At 42.3% G+C, this 18,174-nt stretch carries 17 protein-coding genes; 10 read left to right on the top strand and 7 right to left on the bottom strand.

The features are described from left to right. Positions 1-55: 55 nt before the first annotated feature. The 3 genes from DTW91_RS08035 to ahcY all read left to right on the top strand — a co-directional run bounded on the left by DTW91_RS08035 (position 56) and on the right by ahcY (position 2,970). Positions 56-1,039 (top strand): aldo/keto reductase, encoded by a 984-nt coding sequence (locus DTW91_RS08035; RefSeq protein WP_125202874.1) that lies wholly within the window; start codon positions 56-58, stop codon positions 1,037-1,039. A 33-nt stretch (positions 1,040-1,072) separates the two neighbouring features. Then, positions 1,073-1,546 carry a nuclear transport factor 2 family protein gene (locus DTW91_RS08030; RefSeq protein ID WP_125202873.1) on the top strand — a complete coding sequence of 158 codons (474 nt, stop codon included), beginning with the start codon at positions 1,073-1,075 and terminating at the stop codon, positions 1,544-1,546. Between the two features lie 110 nt (positions 1,547-1,656). Then, positions 1,657-2,970, top strand: a complete 1,314-nt coding sequence (ahcY, locus tag DTW91_RS08025; protein WP_125202872.1) for an adenosylhomocysteinase — start codon at positions 1,657-1,659, stop codon at positions 2,968-2,970. A 171-nt stretch (positions 2,971-3,141) separates the two neighbouring features. Here ahcY and DTW91_RS08020 read toward each other — a convergent pair whose 3' ends face one another. Then, complete coding sequence (locus DTW91_RS08020) at positions 3,142-3,903, bottom strand: XRE family transcriptional regulator (protein WP_125202871.1); 762 nt, start codon at positions 3,901-3,903, stop codon at positions 3,142-3,144. A 61-nt stretch (positions 3,904-3,964) separates the two neighbouring features. Between DTW91_RS08020 and dinB the strand changes: the two genes are divergently transcribed. After that, positions 3,965-5,107: a DNA polymerase IV gene (gene dinB, locus DTW91_RS08015; RefSeq protein ID WP_125202870.1), complete on the top strand. Its 1,143-nt coding sequence runs from the start codon at positions 3,965-3,967 to the stop codon at positions 5,105-5,107. 6 nt (positions 5,108-5,113) lie between these two features. After that, a complete protein-coding gene (locus DTW91_RS08010; RefSeq protein ID WP_125202895.1) occupies positions 5,114-8,161 on the top strand; it encodes a DNA polymerase III subunit alpha in 3,048 nt (1,015 codons plus the stop codon). 116 nt (positions 8,162-8,277) lie between these two features. Here the strand turns inward: DTW91_RS08010 and DTW91_RS08005 are convergent, their stop codons facing one another. Next, on the bottom strand, positions 8,278-9,090 hold the full coding sequence (locus tag DTW91_RS08005) for a purine-nucleoside phosphorylase (protein WP_125202869.1): 813 nt from the start codon (positions 9,088-9,090) through the stop codon (positions 8,278-8,280). After that, positions 9,074-10,099: a tetraacyldisaccharide 4'-kinase gene (gene lpxK, locus DTW91_RS08000; RefSeq protein WP_125202868.1), complete on the bottom strand. Its 1,026-nt coding sequence runs from the start codon at positions 10,097-10,099 to the stop codon at positions 9,074-9,076. The genes DTW91_RS08005 and lpxK overlap by 17 nt, the downstream gene beginning before the upstream one ends. 274 nt (positions 10,100-10,373) lie before the next feature. Here lpxK and DTW91_RS07995 point away from each other — a divergent pair, with 274 nt between their 5' ends. From DTW91_RS07995 to DTW91_RS07975, 5 genes are all read left to right on the top strand, one after another. Then, positions 10,374-11,231 (top strand): YicC/YloC family endoribonuclease, encoded by an 858-nt coding sequence (locus DTW91_RS07995; protein ID WP_125202867.1) that lies wholly within the window; start codon positions 10,374-10,376, stop codon positions 11,229-11,231. A 66-nt stretch (positions 11,232-11,297) separates the two neighbouring features. Further along, complete coding sequence (gmk, locus tag DTW91_RS07990; RefSeq protein ID WP_125202866.1) at positions 11,298-11,861, top strand: guanylate kinase; 564 nt, start codon at positions 11,298-11,300, stop codon at positions 11,859-11,861. Between the two features lie 55 nt (positions 11,862-11,916). Then, complete coding sequence (nadA, locus tag DTW91_RS07985) at positions 11,917-12,933, top strand: quinolinate synthase NadA (RefSeq protein WP_125202865.1); 1,017 nt, start codon at positions 11,917-11,919, stop codon at positions 12,931-12,933. 424 nt (positions 12,934-13,357) lie between these two features. Further along, positions 13,358-13,720, top strand: a complete 363-nt coding sequence (gene folB, locus DTW91_RS07980; protein WP_125202864.1) for a dihydroneopterin aldolase — start codon at positions 13,358-13,360, stop codon at positions 13,718-13,720. Positions 13,721-13,869: 149 nt separating this feature from the next. Beyond that, on the top strand, positions 13,870-14,601 hold the full coding sequence (locus tag DTW91_RS07975) for an SIMPL domain-containing protein (protein ID WP_125202863.1): 732 nt from the start codon (positions 13,870-13,872) through the stop codon (positions 14,599-14,601). 51 nt (positions 14,602-14,652) lie between these two features. Here the strand turns inward: DTW91_RS07975 and DTW91_RS07970 are convergent, their stop codons facing one another. The 4 genes from DTW91_RS07970 to DTW91_RS07955 all read right to left on the bottom strand — a co-directional run bounded on the left by DTW91_RS07970 (position 14,653) and on the right by DTW91_RS07955 (position 17,762). Next, complete coding sequence (locus tag DTW91_RS07970) at positions 14,653-15,513, bottom strand: mechanosensitive ion channel family protein (protein WP_125202862.1); 861 nt, start codon at positions 15,511-15,513, stop codon at positions 14,653-14,655. A gap of 57 nt (positions 15,514-15,570) precedes the next feature. Further along, entirely contained in the window at positions 15,571-16,161 is a 591-nt protein-coding gene (locus DTW91_RS07965) for a hypothetical protein (RefSeq protein WP_125202861.1), read from the bottom strand. 210 nt (positions 16,162-16,371) lie between these two features. After that, positions 16,372-16,569 carry a T9SS type A sorting domain-containing protein gene (locus DTW91_RS07960; RefSeq protein ID WP_185144757.1) on the bottom strand — a complete coding sequence of 66 codons (198 nt, stop codon included), beginning with the start codon at positions 16,567-16,569 and terminating at the stop codon, positions 16,372-16,374. A 47-nt stretch (positions 16,570-16,616) separates the two neighbouring features. Then, positions 16,617-17,762, bottom strand: coding sequence for a glycosyltransferase family 4 protein (locus DTW91_RS07955; protein ID WP_125202859.1), 1,146 nt, complete (start codon positions 17,760-17,762; stop codon positions 16,617-16,619). Between the last annotated feature and the right edge of the window lie 412 nt (positions 17,763-18,174).

Here is an 18,174-nt window from a genome sequence, read left to right as displayed (position 1 = left end):
GTAATTTAAAAGTCGATTAAGGGCTATAAAATCAATCATAAAACAAGTAAAAATAATGAAAAAAAGAACATTAGGAAACCAAGGATTAGAAGTTTCCGCATTGGGATTGGGCTGTATGGGTTTGACTTTTGGTTATGGACCTGCAACTGAGGAAAAAGCGGCCATAGAATTGATCAGATATGCCTACGATTCTGGCATCACACTTTTTGACACCGCAGAAGCCTATAGCCAAGGTGGAAACGAAAGATTGCTGGGAAAAGCGATTCAGCCATTCCGAGACAAAGTTGTCGTCGCTACAAAATTCGGTTTCAAGGAGGGCGATTCTACCAAAGGCTTGGACAGTCGGCCAGAAAGAATTCGAGAAGTGGTAGAAAATTCCTTAAGATTTTTAAATACCGATTACATCGACCTGCTGTATCAGCACAGAGTCGATCCCAATGTACCGATAGAAGAGGTAGCCGGAACGGTAAAACAATTGATTGCGGAAGGGAAAGTGAAATATTTTGGGCTGTCTGAAGCGGGAGTTGGAACCATCAGAAAAGCAAATGAGGTACTTCCGGTGACGGCTTTGCAAAGTGAATACTCACTTTTTTTCCGCGAGCCAGAGAAAGAAATTATTCCAACTTTAGAAGAACTGGGGATTGGATTGGTGCCCTTCAGCCCTTTGGGTAGAGGATTTTTGACGGGTACCATCACGGAAAATACAAAATTCGACGCTACGGATTTCCGAAATATCGTCCCAAGATTTTCCGAAGAAAACAGAAAAGCCAATCAATCTTTGGTCAATTTGGTGAAAAACATCGCTCAAGAAAAAGACGCTACACCTTCGCAAGTGGCATTGGCGTGGTTATTGGCGCAAAAACCATTCATCGCACCCATTCCGGGAACTACGAAAATCAATCATTTGCAAGACATTATCGGCAGCGTATCCGTAGAACTTACCACGGAAGATTTATCAAAAATCCATGAAGCATTAAGTCAAATTGAAATCGTTGGCGAAAGATATCCGCAGAATTTGAAGGATACCGTGGGAAAATAATTGATCAATTAAATTAACATTAAAATAAAAAAAATGAAAACATTACTTTGCGCTTTACTATTAACAGCAAGCTCCGCCTATTCTTTTGGTCAGGAAACCAAAGTGGAAACAGTGGTAAAAAAAGAAACAAAAGCAGAACAGGAAATCATCAAACTTTCCAAAGATAAATGGGACTGGATGTCTGCAAAAAATTCCGAAAAGCTGGATCAGCTCTTTGATGAAAAATCGGTGTTCGTCCACATGGGCGGATCTTGGGGCAAAAAGCAGGAACTGGATGTCATCAGAAGTGGCGGAATCTGGTACAAAAAAGCCGACATCCACGAGGTTTCTGTCAATATCATAGAAAATACCGCTATCATTTTGACCAACATGGATTTGCTGGCTGTGGTTGGCGGCAATGAAGTAACTAATCCTTTCATCGTGACGGAAGTCTATGTCAAAAAAGGCACGAACTGGAAGCTGGCTTCGCTCTCATTTACCAAAACACTGACACCAGAAAAAAAATAACACAACCGGCTCGCCCCAGATCGAAACTTTCCATTTTTATATCTTAACTATATGTTGTAAATTTGCATCTTGCTATTAATAATTGATTTTAAATTTATTTAATTATAAATATGAGTACAACAACACAATACGTTCCTTATAAAGTTAAGGACATTTCCTTAGCAGAATGGGGAAGAAAAGAAATTACATTGGCAGAAGCAGAGATGCCGGGCTTGATGGCAATCCGCGAAGAATACGGCCCATCTCAACCTTTGAAAGGCGCCAGAATCGCAGGATGCCTGCACATGACCATCCAAACGGCAGTTTTGATTGAAACTTTGGTAGCACTTGGCGCTGAGGTTACTTGGTCTTCTTGCAACATTTTCTCTACTCAGGATCATGCTGCTGCAGCCATTGCTGCGGCGGGAATCCCCGTTTATGCGTGGAAAGGTCTTAGCCAAGAAGATTTTGACTGGTGCATCGAGCAGACCCTTTTCTTTGGCGAAGACAGAAAACCCTTGAATATGATCTTGGATGACGGGGGCGATTTGACGAATATGGTTTTCGACAGGTATCCGGAACTTACAAAAAATATCAAAGGACTTTCTGAAGAAACCACGACAGGCGTTCACAGATTGTACGAAAGAATGAAAAACGGAACTTTGGTAATGCCGGCCATCAACGTGAACGATTCGGTGACCAAATCCAAATTCGATAACAAATATGGTTGCAAAGAATCTGCAGTAGATGCCGTGCGAAGAGCGACAGACCTGATGCTGGCAGGGAAAAGAGTGGTCGTTTGCGGATATGGAGACGTTGGCAAAGGAACGGCGGCTTCTTTCCGAGGTGCGGGTTCTATCGTAACGGTAACGGAAATCGATCCAATTTGCGCTTTGCAAGCCGCGATGGACGGCTACGAAGTGAAAAGATTGGATACCGTGGTGGACAATGCAGACATCATCATCACGGCCACGGGCAACTACAACATCGTAAGAGGAAATCACTTCCTGAAAATGAAAGATAAAGCCGTAGTGTGCAACATCGGACACTTCGATAACGAAATCGATATGGCGTGGCTGAACGAAAATTATGGCCACACCAAATCCGAAGTGAAACCCCAGGTCGACATCTACACCATCGAAGGCAAAGAAGTCATCATCCTGGCAGAAGGCCGATTGGTAAACCTTGGTTGTGCCACGGGACATCCAAGTTTTGTAATGAGCAACTCATTCAGCAATCAGACTTTGGCTCAAATCGAACTTTGGACAAATTCTGCAGCTTACGGAAACGAAGTTTATATGTTGCCAAAACATCTGGACGAGAAAGTGGCAGAATTGCACCTTAAAAAATTAAGTGCAGAATTGGAAACGCTGACGCCAGAACAGGCAGAGTACATCGGTGTTGACGTGAAAGGCCCTTTCAAACCGGAATATTACAGATACTAAAAAATAGCTGCAAAGTCGGAAGTCTGAAGATGGATGACCGAAAATATACTTAGAACGCTTCGGGAAATTCCCGGAGCGTTTTTTGTCAAATTCAGAATGATAGCCAATACGCAGGACTTACAGCAGTCAAGAAAATAAAAAAAATTGGGCAATTATTTTTTTATATGCCTTCTAAGAATTTGATTTGAGGCTTTTTATTTCATTTTTCAATTCCAGCAATATCTGTCTAATTTCGGAGGAATCCGATTTAGGAATTTGTAATTCCTTGGTATTTACGCTACCCGCAAATTCCCAAATTTCCAAAACATCATCCCATTCAATTTCGTAAGGTTGGTAAAATACATTGTCGGAAATTACCGACGTTCCCTTTTTATTTTGTTTCTCGAAACGTTTATAAACAATGCCTTCCTTCGTGATGAAAATATAAGATCGTCCGGATTTCAGGTAGTCCTTGCTTTCCACATATTTGCCGAGCAGATAACTGCCATCGTTGTAGGGCGGCATAGATTCTCCTTCTACCGGAAAAGCCCTGAATTTTCCGTTTCGGAGAAATGGCAACGACATATTTTGTAAACTTTCGATATACCCTGCATTATCATAACCTTCCAAATATCCCATCTTGGCTTTGTGCGGAATAATTTCAATTTTATTGTCTCCCATGCCATCGACTTGTATGGGCAGTAAGATTCTGTTTTCTGGAAGTTCGATCATATTGTCTAAAGGATATTTCCTTACATCTACGGTCAGAAGCAGATCAATACTTATTTTATAATATTTGGAGATTTTTACGAGGAGTTCGTACGGTGCTTCGGAGCGGCCACTCTCATATTTAGCATATCTATCTCGACTGACGGCGAGAATTTCGGCAAATCCTTGTTGGGATAATTTTTTTTTAACCCTTAGGAATCTTATGTTATCGGAGAATATCGACATTGGGACAAATTGTGCCAACAAATATACAAATTTTGGGACAAATAGTCTATAATTTTGTAGCATGTCAAAATCGATTGTACACATGGATTTGGACACTTTTTTTGTTTCTTGTGAGAGGCTTAAAAACTCCAAATTAAACGGAATTCCCGTCATTATTGGCGGCGGAGACAGAGGCGTTGTGGCTTCCTGCTCCTACGAATCACGATATTTTGGTGTTCGTAGTGCGATGCCGATTAAGATGGCGCTGAGGCTTTGCCCCGATGCCAAAGTTATCAAAGGGGATATGGAAATGTATTCCAAGATGTCTCACACGGTAACGGAGATCATCCAGGAAAAAGTACCTATTCTGGAAAAGGCGAGCATTGATGAATTTTATATGGATTTATCAGGAATGGACAAATTCTTCGGATGTTATCAGTGGACAACCGAGATTGCCAATTCTGTTACCAAAAATACAGGCTTGCCCATCAGTTTTGCTTTATCGACCAACAAGACAGTTTCCAAAATCGGAACCGGAGAATCCAAACCTACCGGGAGGTTTGAGATTCGGGAGCCCGATGTGAAATCCTTTCTGAACCCCTTATCGATTAAGAAAATCCCGATGGTTGGGAACGTCACCTTTCAGCTGCTGTCCAGAATTGGGCTAAGAACCATTAAAAATCTATCCGAAACGCCTATAGAAGTTTTGCAACAACTGATTGGGAAAAACGGAAGGGAACTTTGGAAGAAAGCCAACGGCATCGATGAGGCGCCCGTAGTCCCTTATTCGGAGAGAAAATCGATCTCGGCAGAAAATACGTTTTCTCGGGACACCATCGATATGCAAGGGATAAAAAGTCTCTTGTCTCGAATGGTAGAGCAGTTGGCATTCCAGTTGCGAAGTGAGAAATGGCTGACCTCGGTGGTGGTGGTAAAAATCCGATATTCCAACTTTGATACGGAAACCAAGCAGCACAGGATTCCTTATACCTCGTCCGACCACACCTTATTGAAATATGTCTTAGAATTATTTGACAAACTTTATTCCCGAAGAATGAGAATCCGACTGATCGGGATAAAATTCACGGGCTTGGTTCATGGAAACCACCAGATGAATTTGTTCGAAGATACGGAAGAACAAATGAATCTTTACCAGGCGATGGACAAACTAAAATTGAGATTTGGAAGCGATAGTGTGGGCCGGGCATCCGGTCTATTAAAATAATTAATGATGTTTTTAAATTGCCATTCTTATCATAGTTTACGTTATGGGGTTATTTCTATCGAAGAATTGGTCCATCAGGCTGCTGATTTTCATATCGAGGTTTTGGCGTTGACGGATATCAATACCATTACGGGCATTTATGAGTTTCATAAATTATGCAAACAGCATCATATAAAATCGGTAGTGGGTGTAGAAGTCCGGGATGCTCATCAGCTGCTTTACATTGGTTTGGCAAAAAACAAAAAGGGCATTGGCGAGATAAACAAACTCCTTACTGCGCATAATTGTGAAGGCAAAGATCTTCCAAAACACCACCCCCAATTCTCCGAAGTCATCGTGATATATCCTTTAAACGATTTCCCCGATAAACTCTACGGGAACGAATACATCGGGGTAAGACCGGAGGATTTGAATCTATTGATCCATCCAAAGCTGAAAACATACATCCCCAAAATGGTGATCCTACAACCCGTGACGGTGAAATCTCAACGAGAATACCATCTTCACAAAATACTTAGAGCCATTGATAATAATACATTAGTTACCAAACTGAACGAAAGCGATTATTGCAAAGACTCGGAAAAAATGATCCCGCCTACGGAACTTCGGGCAAAGTACGCACACCATCCGGAAATTATCGAAAACACAGAACGGATATTGGCGCAATGTAATTTTGACTTTGATTATTCTGCCCCAAAAAATAAAAAATATTATACCGAGAGCAGAGAAAAGGATTTTGAATTACTGACAAAACTGGCCTACGAAGGCCTGAAAAAACGATACCCTGATGATAACGAAAATGCCCGAAGACGGGTTATGAAGGAACTAAATGTCATCAACACCCTCAATTTCAGCGGATATTTCCTCATTACTTGGGACATTGTCCAATACAGCAACAGGATGGGATTTATGCACGTGGGAAGAGGGAGCGGCGCCAATAGTATCGTAAGTTACTGCCTGGGAATCACGGATATTTGCCCTCTCGAATTGGATTTATACTTTGAAAGATTTTTGAACGTGAACCGCAAGACTCCTCCTGATTTTGACCTCGACTGGAGCTGGCAAGACCGGGACACCATCTTACAATATATTTTCGACAAATACGGAAAAGAGCATGTTGCTTTTTGTGGCACAAACGTCCAATTTAAATACCGATCCATCTTCCGAGAAGTGGGGAAGGCATTTGGCTTGCCCAAAGAAGAATTGGACGCCTTAGCCACAAAACCCATAGAATCCCACGACCTGAATTCTGTATCAAGATTGGTTTACAAGTATGGAAAGCTATTGGAGAAATTTCCCAATCAAAGAAGCATGCACAGCTGTGGGATTTTAATCTCGGAGGAACCGATAACGAATTTTACCGCACTGGAAATGCCGCCAAAAGGATTCCCCATTGTTCAGTTCGATATGCACGTGGCGGAAGATATCGGCTTCGAAAAATTCGATATTCTGTCCCAAAGAGGATTGGGAACCATCAATGATACCGTAAAACTTCTGAAAGAAAAAAGAGGAATCACCGTGGATATTAAAGATACTTCGATAAAAAATGAGAAAAAATGTAACGAATATCTGAGTATTGGAAAGACGATCGGGTGTTTTTATATAGAAAGTCCCGCTATGAGAGGACTATTAAGAAGATTGAAATGTGACAACTACAAAGTTCTGGTAGCAGCATCCTCCATTATCAGGCCGGGAGTGGCACAGAGCGGAATGATGCGGGAATACATCTTTCGGCATAATAATCCGGATAAGTTTGAATACTTCCACGAGGTCTTTAAAAAAGAACTCGGAGAAACCTACGGTATTATGGTATATCAGGAGGATGTAATTAAGATTGCACTTCACTTTGGCGGATTATCGGCACCCGACGGTGATGTCCTCAGAAGGGCAATGAGCGGAAAAGGAAGATCCTTAGCCGCTTTGCAGAAAGTAAAAGATCATTTCTTCGAATCGTGCAAAGCGCTGGGACATCCGGAACAGTTAGCCAAAGAAGTTTACCGCCAGATAGAATCCTTTGCAGGGTATTCATTTTGCAAGGCACATTCGGCTTCGTATGCCGTAGAAAGTTATCAGAGTTTATATTTGAAAGCCTATTATCCTATCGAGTTTATGGTTTGTGCCATCAATAATGGCGGAGGGTTCTACCGCACAGAAGTCTATATTCACGAAGCCAAAATGTCTGGTGCAACGATTTTAAACCCCTGCGTCAACAAGGGAGAATACAAGACCACGGTGTACGGAAAGGATATCTATATTGGCCTGATGCATATCGAAAAATTGGAAAGCAAAATTGCCACCCTGATCCCCGAAGAAAGAAAATTGAACGGTAAGTACAAATCCTTGGAAGACTTCGTCAAACGAATCCCCATCGGTATCGAAACCTTACAGATATTGATTTTTATAGGGGCATTCCGATTTACCGGTAAACCAAAACATGAATTACTTATCGAATCCCGTTTTCTCTTGTCCGGGGATAAACCCAATCATCAACAACTGACATTATTAGAAGAACCGCAAAAAAACTACACACTTCCCGAAGTAGAAAGACATCCCTACGAAGATGCATTTGACGAAATTGAGATCTTAGGATTTCCGGTGTCGTTCAGCCCGTTCGATTTGTTGCAGACAAAATACAGAGGAACGGTTATGGCCAAAGATCTTGTGAAATTCCATAAAACCCAAGTGAAAATGTTAGCCTATTTGATATCAAGGAAACAAGTCCCCACCAAAAGAGGAACGATGTATTTTGGAACTTGGATAGACTGTGAAGGCGAATATTTTGACACGGCTCATTTCCCCGACAATCTGAGTCAATATCCATTCCAAGGCGGCGGATGCTATCTTCTTTTAGGAACCGTAGAAGTAGATTTTCACTTCCCCACCGTTACGATTTTAAAAATGGCCAAAATGCCCTTTGTTCCCGATCCACGATATACTTTGGACAATGACAAAAAATACGAAGCCTACCAGAAAATCAAAGAAGATGTGAGCCTTACCTGGAGAGCGCCCTACCCGCAAGAACAGGAAATCGGATTACCCAGACGAAAAATGTAACCATAATGAAAAAACCATTCTCAATTACCGCCTCACTTCCCCACCCCAACTTGCTACTACTCAACTGCGCTTCCTGCCGAGTAATGAAAAGCGGTCTTCATATTTTTGTCCGGAATTTAGTAATTCCTTACCAGACCTTTCACGATCTTAATGACATTCGGCATCGCTTTGTTCGCGGCTTCCAAAACTTCTTCGTGAGAAACAGAAAAGGCAATTTCAGGTCCGCCCAGATCGGTAATGATGGATAGGCAGAAGCAATCCATCCCTTGATGTTTCGCCACGATGACTTCCGGAACAGTGCTCATCCCGACAGCATCGCCGCCAATGGCGCGCACCAAGCCGTATTCCGCAGGCGTCTCGAAGGTAGGACCAGACAAAGCCACATACACGCCCTCTTTGATGTCGATATTTTCTTTCGCAGCAACAGATTTTGCCAGTTCGATCATTCGGCGGTTGTAAGCCTCGCTCATATCGACGAAACGAGGCCCGAATTCGTCGATATTCCTACCTCTTAAAGGATGTTCCGGCAACATATTAATATGATCCGTTACAATCATAATATCGGCTACTCTGAAATTCGGATTCACGCCACCACACGCATTGGAAAGAATCAGATTTTTAATCCCCAGCAGATGGAAAACGCGAAACGGGAAAGTAACGGTCTCCATCGAGTGACCTTCGTAATAATGAAAACGGCCGCTCATCATCAGGACTTTTTTGCCTTCGAGGAGTCCGTAGATTAATGTTCCGCTGTGGCCTACGACCGTGGTCTGCGGAAAATTCGGAATGTCTTTGTAATCCAACGTATGAACCGCCTGCACCTCATCCCGAAGTTTCCCTAAACCAGAACCTAAAACTATGGCAAAATCGGGCGTCTCTCCGATAATATTCCCGATAAATTCTGCCGTTTCCTTATATTTTTCTAACATAATTTTGAATGATCTTGTTAAACTCTTCCTGCTTGTCTATCTCCACATTGATGGGCCAATAAAACAGCTTGTTACGCAGAGAATCAAATGATTTGAGGCGGACATAATCTTTCTCCGTTGTCAAAACAATGGCATATTCGCCGAGTTTTTTGAACTCCGTTAAGATTTTTTTGACATCGTCCTCCGTGAAATTATGATGATCCTTGTATTGCAGATGCTTGACCCGCTGGTTGTATTTGGAGATTTCTTTTAACAATTGCGCCGGATTTGCAATGCCGGTTACCAACAAAACATCGTAATAATCGAGGTTTTTCACGGGCATCATACTATCGCTGCCGATGATATTTTCGTCATAAGCAATGGCCGAAAAGAAAACTTTCTGATAATTTCGAGGTCTGATTCTGGAAATGTAATACAGCTTTTTTTCCTCCGTGAGATCATCGGGACATTTGGTCACCATTATGATATGAGCCCTGCTCATTCCGTGGCGGCTTTCTCTGAGATCGCCGGCGGGCAGAATATAATCTTTGAAATAAGGATCGTTATAATCCGTCAAAAGAAGATTCAATCCCGGCTGTATCGCCCGGTGCTGATAGCTGTCGTCCAAAATCAGGACTTCCAAATCCATATCCTCAATGATTTTTTTGGCACCATAGACGCGGTCTTCGCATACGCCGATCACAAAACGATTTCGGAAGCGCTCAAACAGTTGCATCGCCTCATCCCCAACCAACTTGTAATTGCTGTTGTAGTTTACAATGCTGTACCCTTTTGTTACCCTGCCATAGCCTCGGGAGAGGACGCCGGTTCTGTAATATTTGGATAGATATTCTGCCAGATACATCACCATCGGCGATTTTCCGCTGCCGCCAACCGACAAGTTACCGACGCCAATGATTGGTGTGCTGAATTTCTTAGAAGTAAATAATCCCCAGTCGTACATCCGGTTTCTGAGAGCAGTGCCGAGATGATAACCCAAGGAAAAGGGGTAGAGATACCATCTTTTCATAGAGTGCAAAAATACAATTTTCAAATTTCTAATACCAAGAATATGGGAAAGTAAAGTGTTAAAATTCACACATCAGTCTTATCATTAAAGACGCCGAGTTTAATTTTAAAAAGGTTTAAATCGCTAAGTTTGTAAAGCTCCGAATTTCTTTTGCAGTAGGGTAACGCGATATTTTACTTTCTCTAAGGAGCGCCATTGCGATAAATGATTCTGTGTGCGAGCATTATTTTCAAATCGATATAAACCTTATCTTTGTACTCTATAAATATGCAACATGATATTATCGATGACAGGTTTTGGAAGAGCAGAAACTGCTTATGAAGGAACCAAAATTACGGTGGACATCAAATCGCTGAACAGCAAGAACTTTGATCTGAATATAAAAATTCCACTCCGATACAAAGAAAAGGAATTCGAAATCAGAAAACTTCTCAACGACAAGATTCTGCGAGGAAAAGTAGATTGCTACATCAATTGCGAAAATCTGGAAGATGGTACCGACGTGACGATCAATCCGGATATCGTCAAAAATTATATGCAGCAGTTGAGAGCAATAGCTTCCCATGCGCCGGAATTCGAATATCTTAAAATGGCGGTCAGGATGCCCGACGTACTGGCCACAAAAAATGCCGAGCTCGACGAAAACGAATGGAAAGCCCTCCAGGAAGTGGTGCAGGAGGCGGTTTCCAAGTTTATAGAATTTCGCCAAACCGAAGGTCATAACTTGGCTGAGGAAATCGAAAAAATAGTTCAGAATATTGAGAATAATTTGAATCAGGTGGCTCAATATGAAGAAGAAAGAATCCAGCCCATCAAAGAGCGTTATCAATCTGCGCTTAAGAATTTTGACAATATCGATGAGACAAGGTTTTATCAGGAAATGGTTTATTTTGTCGAGAAACTGGATATTTCTGAAGAGAAAGTTCGTCTTTCCCAGCACATCAAATATTACCTGGAAGTGATGAGAAATGAGGATTACAACGGGAAGAAATTAGGCTTCGTTGCTCAGGAAATGGGACGCGAAATCAATACTCTGGGGTCAAAAGCCAATCATTCCGAAATTCAGAAACTGGTGGTGGAGATGAAGGACGATCTTGAGAAAATCAAAGAGCAAACGCTGAACGTTTTATAATAGATAAAATTATAATTGATAAATGATCGATCCTGCGTTTCTTTCTTATAAATTCATTGCTTAATTATGGGAAAAGTCATCATATTCTCCGCACCTTCCGGAAGCGGAAAAACCACATTGGTCCGGCATTCTTTGTCGCAGTTTCCGCTGTTGAGCTTTTCTGTTTCTGCCACCACCAGACCGCCTCGGGGCGACGAAAAGAATGCGCAAGACTATTATTTCCTGACCCCGGAAGAGTTCCGAAGCAAAATTTCTCAAAACGAATTTGTGGAATTCGAGGAAGTTTACACGGATAAATATTACGGAACTTTGAAATCCGAGGTCGAAAGAATCTGGAACGAAGGCAAAGTGGTGATCTTCGATGTCGATGTCAAAGGCGGAATCCGGCTAAAGGAAATCTTTGGAGACAAAGCTTTATCCATTTTCGTCATGCCGCCCAGCATTGCCGAGTTGGAACAGAGATTGATCAAAAGAAATACCGACAAAGCCGAAACCATCAAAACCCGGGTGGAGAAAGCAGCAGAAGAAATGAGCTACCAAAAACATTTTGACAAGATCATCATCAACACCGATCTGGACTCGGCAAAAGCAGAAGTCGAGAAAGTAATCCAAGACTTTATAAACAACTGATATGCAGATGAAAACGCTCCACGTGACATCTTGCCATTAGAAATTAAATTTACAAATGAAAAATACATTAGAAACGGCGATCGATAATATGCCTGTCAAAGGTTTTCTTGATCTTAAAGAATTTGCCATCCCAACCGGCGACGACTTGGTAAAAGCGATTTTGGATCTCAAAAAAGAGAAAAATGCCGTGATTCTGGCGCATTATTATCAGCCGGGACCTATTCAGGATATAGCAGATTTCCTAGGAGATTCTTTGCAATTGGCAAGACAGGCCAAGGATACCGATGCCGATATGATCGCATTTTGCGGCGTTCATTTTATGGCCGAGGCCGCCAAAATCCTCAATCCAACGAAGAAGGTGGTTCTGCCCGATACGCTTGCAGGTTGCTCATTGGCAGACGGCTGTTCCGCGGAAGGTCTCAACAAAATGCGTGAACAGTACCCCAATGCCATTGTTGCCACCTACATCAATTGCAATGCAGAAACCAAAGCCGCTTCCGACATTATCGTCACAAGTTCCAACGCCGAGCAGATCATCAATGCTTTGCCGAAAGACCGGCCAATTATCTTCGCTCCGGACAAAAATCTGGGTCGCTATCTCAGCAAAAAGACAGGACGCGATATGATCCTTTGGGACGGCAGCTGCATCGTACACGAAGCGTTTTCTATGGAACGGATCGCGAAACAAATGGCCGATCATCCCAATGCAAAACTGATAGCACATCCCGAAAGCGAAGCGCCGGTTTTGGAATTGGCACATTTCATCGGATCGACTTCTGCACTGCTGAATTATGTAGAACAAGATGATTGTCAGCAGTTTATCATCGCAACAGAAGAAGGGATTTTGCACGAGATGAGAAAGCGAGCGCCGCATAAGGAACTCATTCCGGCTTTGGTTTTCGACGAAAGCTGCAACTGCTCCGAGTGTTTTTATATGAAACGGAACACGCTGCAAAAACTTTATCTGTGCATGAAGTACGAACTTCCCGAGATCAAAATGGATGAAGAAATCCGACTGAAAGCTTTGAAGCCAATCGAGGCGATGCTGGAACTTTCCAAAAGCATCAAATAATTTTGCTCACGCTATTTTCCTCACCCTAAATCCCTCTCCGAAGGAGAGGGACTTTTTTTCCCCACCCTAATTTTCCTCACCCTAAATCCCTCTCCAAAGGAGAGGGACTTTTTCCTCACCCTAATTTTTCCTCACCCTAAATCCCTCTCCGAAGGAGAGACTTTTTCCTCACCGTAATTTTTCCTCACCCTAAATCCCTCTCCAAAGGAGAGGGACTTTTTTTCCTCACCCTAATTTTTCCTCACCCTAAATCCCTCTCCAAAGGAGAGGGACTTTCTTTCCTCACCCTAATTTTTCCTCACCCTAAATCCCTCTCCGAAGGAGAGGGACTTTTTTCCTCACCCTAATTTTTCCTCACCCTAAATCCCTCTCCGAAGGAGAGGGACTTTCTTTCCGGTTCAAGTATTTTTTCTATTTTTAAAGAATGAAATCAAAAATCATGTTAGAAGATATCAAGATCTACGCTTACCACGGTGTTTTGCCCGAAGAAGCCATTATTGGGAATCATTACGTTGTGAATCTTGAAGTGCATGCAGACTTGGAAAAAGCTTCGCAATCTGATGATCTTCATGACACCATTAATTATGCTGAAATCAACGAAATCATCCATCAGGAAATGGAAATCCGTTCGGAATTGTTGGAACACGTCATTGCCAGGATCAGCAATAAAATCGAGAATCAGTTTCCTCAGATTACATATATCAAAGTAAAACTCACCAAAACAAGTCCGCCAATGCGCGGCGAAATGAAAGGCGTGAGTGTGGAATTCGAGAAGGAAATTCAATAATCATAAAAATCGTCCTGAGGCTCGCCCCAAAGTACGGCAAAACCATTTCATTTTTTATATCGCCCAGACATTCAAAAAGAACCTTAAAATGTTAAGAAATCTTAAATCTGGTATTGCGTTTGATGCAAAAGATTCAAATACAAAATTTTATGAGAACATACATTGCAGTTGCAATTGCTGCATTAGGCATTATGATTGCTGCCGCGCTCCTTGGAAACGCCATCAAAAACCGAAACAAATCTGAAAACACCATTTCTGTAACCGGACTTGGTTCCAAAACTTTTACCTCTGACCTCATTGCCTGGTCTGGAAGTTTTTCAAAAAACAGTTTCGAACTCAAAACGGCTTACGATGCTTTGGCAGTTGATAGAAAGATCATTTATGATTATCTGAAATCCAAAGGCGTAAAGGAAAATGAAATGGTTTTTTCTGCTGTTGATATTCAGAAACAATTTAGGAATTTTACCGATGCCAGTGGGAATTATCAGCAAGGTGAATTTGCCGGATACAACCTTACCCAAAGTGTTTCTATCAAATCCAAAGAAGTTTCCAAAATCGAAAATATCTCCAGAAATATTACGGAAATTATAAATCGTGGAATTGAGTTCACCTCTTCATCTCCTCAATATTTCTACACAAAATTGGCAAATGTAAAACTACAAATGATTGCCAATGCCACCAAAGACGCCAAAGAACGAGCCGAGAAAATCGCTGAAAATGCGGGAAGCAGTCTTGGAAATCTTAAGAAGGCAACAATGGGTGTGATCCAAATAACGGCACCTAATTCTAATGAAGATTATTCCTACGGCGGAACTTATAACACGGCGTCCAAAGAGAAAGAAGCGACTATTACTATTAAATTGGAATATGAAGTTGATTAATAGAAGGAGTTAAAAGCCTAAACGAGAAAAACGACAGGCTGCTCTCTTACGTTATATTTTACCGGCTTCTCCGGTGGATGGCTGTACCACATTAATGCTTGTTGGCGTTACCAGATTTACTTTTTCTTTCATTAATCTTTCATTGATTTTCATAATGGCCTCGCTTTTCAGATAAGCAAAATTATTGCCCTGCTCCAGCCAGAATCTCACTTGGAGATTGAAAACGCCTTGTTTCACGTTGGTGAATAACACTTCGGTGGCGTCGGTTTTATCGACATGTTCCAGCATCTTGACCTCGTCCACAATGGCTGCTTTTGCTTTTTCTATATCTTCGCCCACTGGAATTTCGAAATCCAGAATAATTCTGCGTTGCGGCGACGCCGTGACGTTGACAAACGGTGCATTGAAGATAATCTGATTCGGGATATACACTTTCTTACCATCATCGGTAATCATTTTCGTCGTCAGCAATCCGATGTCCTGAACCGTTCCCGAATTGCCGCCGATAGTGACATAGTCTCCAATTTTAAAAGCTTTGTCGGCGCCCACCAGCATCCCTGAAAACAAACTGGAGACCAAGTCTTTGAGTGCAACCCCGGCGATAACCCCGGCGACTCCCAAACTTCCCAAGAATTTGATGAAAAATCCGCTAAAACCCATTATTTCCAGCGAGATAAAGGTACCCATCAAAATAATCAGAAATTTGAATACCGAAATCAAGGTGACGACGGAGTCGCTTTTGGTTTTTGGAAACACCTTGTGAAAGAGGCGCACAGACCACCTGCTGAGATAGGTGCTGGTCATCAAGAAAAACACGAAGACCAAAATCCCCACCACCAGACGTGGCGTGAGCCGGGCAAGGCTGATGTACCATTTCTCCAGAACCTCGTAAACTGTATCAAAATATTCCATATTGTAATATTAAAAAAACCGACCAAAGCCGGTTTTATTGTATGATGTAACTAAAAACTATTTAGCTTCGTTAGCAATTCTTCTTGCGTGCGAAGTCGGCAGATAGATACTTAATCCCACGTTGAAAGTGATGTTTGAATTTAAACCCTCATTGCCAAAGCCGGCTCTACCTTTGTATTTTACCAATCCTTCGATTCCGATATTGGGCGTCACGAAGTAGGTATATCCCGGTCCAACGCCGAAATCAAGACCTGTGGTTGAGGGGCCATCCTCCACCGAATATCCGCCAATACCTAAATTGCCCTCGAAGAACCAACGACCGTGATTCAGGAGATTGTCTATGCCAGCCTGACCTGGAGAGACGTAATAACGCCCCAAAGCCCCCACACCGTAATCAAAACCTGTAGGACTGCCTTTAGTCGCTTTACTGATTCCAAGATCGATATAAGCCCCTAAAGCTACATTATCCTTTATGAAATAGGCTCCCTTAGGTTGCAGCGCGATATTGTAGCCTGCTCCAGTATTTAGTCCAAAATTACTCGCGATAATGGTACTCCCCACCAGCCAATTGCCTTCCTGGATTTGTGCATTGGCCGTAGAAACCAAACCAGTTCCAACCACGAATGCACCTAATAATAATTTTTTCATTTTTTAAATTTTGGTTAATATTAATACACTTCTCAATTTACAAAGGCTGTGCCATATCCACGTGGCCTTAGGAAATTTGCTCTGGAATCCCTGTATCAATCAAGAGGAATGAAAAATATCGTTTTGAACGAAAAATATCATTTTGAATGTTAAAAATGAAAAAAGCCAAGCTCCGGAGAGATTGGCTTTTCCACTATGAAAACAAAATGCTTACAGCACTATTTTTTTGGTCGCTACACCTTTCTCGGAAGTGATTTTCAGGATGTAAACGCCTCTTATCAATCCGGTGGTATCTATTCTGATTTCTTTATCGTATTTGCCGGACACTGCGGAAACCAGTTTTCCCGACGCGTCAAAAACATCTACCGCCGTGATGTGGTCTGTGGTATTCGTGATGAGAACATCCACTTCCTCTTTTACGACGCTGATGCTGCCTCCCGGTTTATTGGCGGAATCTAAAGAATTAAGGAATAATATTCATTTTTAATATGTTCCCAAACTTCGCTTTGCTCAAACCGATTGGTGATCGACATTCTACAAGTATTTTTCACGGTGGCCGAATCCTCTTTTTTCATTAAAGCGTCTTGCATTGCGGCGCCTAATTCTTTTGTGTCGTTCACGGGAATGATCTTGCCGTTGATGCCGTCGGTCACGATTTCATTACTCCCGCTAATGTCGGTTACGATGCTGAACAGACCCATCGCTCCGGCCTGCAACAAAACATTAGGGAAGCCCTCCCGATGACTGGGAAACACAAAAATATCGGCGATGGCCAAGTACGGACGGACATCCTCTTGAAAGCCGACGGACAAAATATGAGGATGACTTTCGATGGTGTTTTTCGTCTCCGGAGACAGCGGATCCAGATGGTCTTCGAAAGGACCCACCAACAGCAATTGGGCAGTAGGAAACTTGCTATGAAGCTTCACAAATGCTACCACTAACTCATTAATGCCCTTATCTCTCACCAGCCGACCCACAAACAGAAAAATATAATCTCCGGCAGCAATATTTAATGTCTTTCTGAATTCCAGCTTTTGCGTCTCGGAGAATATAACCGGATCAAAATACCCTACATCGATGCCGTTGACATTTCCATTCCCAATAATCTTCAACGGTTTTTTGGTGATCTTGTATTTTTCGAGATCCTTCTTTACGCCTTGCCCTTCGGGATAGATATTGGTGGCACACCAACACAACAGTCGATCCATCGCTATCAGCAGTTTTTGCATCAATCCTTTTTTGTAGGGGAAAACCAATCCCGTGAAGGTGTGGATTCTTACCGGCACGCCTGCCAGTTTGCCCGCCATCATCGACAGAAGTCCCGCCTTTGGCGTAATCGAATGGATGATATCGGGTTTTTCTTTTCTGAAATAGTTATACAGTTGTAGCAGCGTAATCAAATCTTTCGCGGGCGAAATCTGACGTTGCATCTCTATCGCATAGGTTTTGACCCCTTCTCTTTCCGCAAGCTCCTCCAGATCTCGACCTGCCCCGGAAATGGCAGTCACTTCAAAATACTGATTGAGATACTTGAGTTGACCTTTCAACAGGATATTGAGGGAAGTAGGTACCGTAGAGATCCGAAAGAGTTTTTTCATAATCAATTAGGCTGCTCAAAGATATCGGTTTTTGATGGATGGGTTTATATCCATTTGCATTTTATCTCAAAATAGATTCTATTTTGTTTCATCGGTTGTACCCGATGCTGTGTTATTTTGCCACTTCGTGGCTGAGCCGTAAACATTTTCAGGCTGAGCCTGTCGAAGCCCGATGCTGTGTTATCCCGTTATTTTTCATCGGGTTGTACCCGATGCTGTGTTATTTTGCCACTTCGTGGCTGAGCCGTAAACATTTTCAGGCTGAGCCCGTCGAAGCCGATGTTGTGTTATTCCATTTATTTTTCGTGGGGTTACACCCGATATTGTGTTATTCCATTTGTTTTTCATCGGGTTGTACCCGATGCTGTGTTATTTCGCCACTTCGTGGCTAAGCCGTAAACATTTTCAGGCT

The organism is Chryseobacterium sp. SC28, from assembly GCF_003932955.1.
Lineage (GTDB): Bacteria > Bacteroidota > Bacteroidia > Flavobacteriales > Weeksellaceae > Epilithonimonas.
Note: the sequence above shows the minus strand (reverse complement) of the source record. Positions and strands in the feature narration are given on the sequence as shown.

Excerpts from the sequence above, each read along its gene's own strand:
- DTW91_RS08035 (WP_125202874.1), top strand. The coding sequence starts at position 56 with ATGAAAAAAAGAACATTAGGAAACCAAGGATTAGAAGTTTCCGCATTG.
- DTW91_RS08030 (WP_125202873.1), top strand. The coding sequence starts at position 1,073 with ATGAAAACATTACTTTGCGCTTTACTATTAACAGCAAGCTCCGCCTAT.
- ahcY (WP_125202872.1), top strand. The coding sequence starts at position 1,657 with ATGAGTACAACAACACAATACGTTCCTTATAAAGTTAAGGACATTTCC.
- DTW91_RS08020 (WP_125202871.1), bottom strand. The coding sequence starts at position 3,903 with ATGTCGATATTCTCCGATAACATAAGATTCCTAAGGGTTAAAAAAAAA.
- dinB (WP_125202870.1), top strand. The coding sequence starts at position 3,965 with ATGTCAAAATCGATTGTACACATGGATTTGGACACTTTTTTTGTTTCT.
- DTW91_RS08010 (WP_125202895.1), top strand. The coding sequence starts at position 5,114 with ATGTTTTTAAATTGCCATTCTTATCATAGTTTACGTTATGGGGTTATT.
- DTW91_RS08005 (WP_125202869.1), bottom strand. The coding sequence starts at position 9,090 with ATGTTAGAAAAATATAAGGAAACGGCAGAATTTATCGGGAATATTATC.
- lpxK (WP_125202868.1), bottom strand. The coding sequence starts at position 10,099 with ATGAAAAGATGGTATCTCTACCCCTTTTCCTTGGGTTATCATCTCGGC.
- DTW91_RS07995 (WP_125202867.1), top strand. The coding sequence starts at position 10,374 with ATGATATTATCGATGACAGGTTTTGGAAGAGCAGAAACTGCTTATGAA.
- gmk (WP_125202866.1), top strand. The coding sequence starts at position 11,298 with ATGGGAAAAGTCATCATATTCTCCGCACCTTCCGGAAGCGGAAAAACC.
- nadA (WP_125202865.1), top strand. The coding sequence starts at position 11,917 with ATGAAAAATACATTAGAAACGGCGATCGATAATATGCCTGTCAAAGGT.
- folB (WP_125202864.1), top strand. The coding sequence starts at position 13,358 with ATGAAATCAAAAATCATGTTAGAAGATATCAAGATCTACGCTTACCAC.
- DTW91_RS07975 (WP_125202863.1), top strand. The coding sequence starts at position 13,870 with ATGAGAACATACATTGCAGTTGCAATTGCTGCATTAGGCATTATGATT.
- DTW91_RS07970 (WP_125202862.1), bottom strand. The coding sequence starts at position 15,513 with ATGGAATATTTTGATACAGTTTACGAGGTTCTGGAGAAATGGTACATC.
- DTW91_RS07965 (WP_125202861.1), bottom strand. The coding sequence starts at position 16,161 with ATGAAAAAATTATTATTAGGTGCATTCGTGGTTGGAACTGGTTTGGTT.
- DTW91_RS07955 (WP_125202859.1), bottom strand. The coding sequence starts at position 17,762 with ATGAAAAAACTCTTTCGGATCTCTACGGTACCTACTTCCCTCAATATC.